The sequence below is a fragment of the Flavobacterium sp. YO12 genome, assembly GCF_004119495.1.
Classification (GTDB): Bacteria; Bacteroidota; Bacteroidia; order Flavobacteriales; family Flavobacteriaceae; genus Flavobacterium.
This window is the reverse complement of the sequence record NZ_NRQU01000152.1, coordinates 1-678: the sequence shown is the minus strand read 5'-3', so window position 1 is coordinate 678 and position 678 is coordinate 1. Positions and strand designations below refer to the sequence as shown.

The 678-nt window shown below is 29.2% G+C and carries 1 protein-coding gene; it reads left to right on the top strand.

Annotated elements, in window-relative coordinates; genetic code table 11:
• Nucleotides 1–15: 15 nt before the first annotated feature.
• Nucleotides 16–678, top strand: a 663-nt coding sequence (locus BOW55_RS20705; RefSeq protein WP_164975095.1) for a glycosyltransferase, incomplete at its 3' end; no start/stop codon positions are given.

The following is a 678-nucleotide window of genomic DNA, read 5'->3' as shown; positions in this document are numbered from 1 at the left end:
ATAGAGATTGAAAGTATGGGAATTATAGGAAAAATGGCTCCGTCTTTTATTAAACTATTCTACAATTATGCTCATAAAGTAATTGCTGTGTCTAATGGAGTTAGAAACGATATGATTAAGAATTACAATGTTAGAGATAATAAAATTGCGACAATTTATAATGCGGTTTTAGACGAACAATTTTATATAAAAGAGAAAGAAAAAAGTGAATTCATATTTCCTAATAGACCTTATTTAGTAGCAGTTGGAAGGTTATCGATAGTGAAGAACTATTTATTTATGTTAAAAGCTTATGGCCTTCTTAAACAAAATAATCCTGACTTTAATTATGATTTAGTAATTCTAGGAGAGGGACCTGAAAGATTAAATTTATTAAGTAAGATTAAAGAATTTGGCCTCACGGATACGGTTCATTTAGCAGGGGCTTTTAATAATCCATTACCTATAATAAAACGAGCAAAATTATTTATTCATACCTCTTTATCAGAAGCCATGCCTTTAGTTTATGTTGAAGCTCTTGCTTTAAAAGTACCTGTTGTTACTGTTATTAATAAGGGGGCTATGGAAATTTTAAATAATGTAAAAACAAAAAGGATAGTTGATCAACATGATGAACATTTATTCATTATTGCAGTGAATGAGATGTTGTGTCAATCTTTTCTGAATCTGATTTTCCAG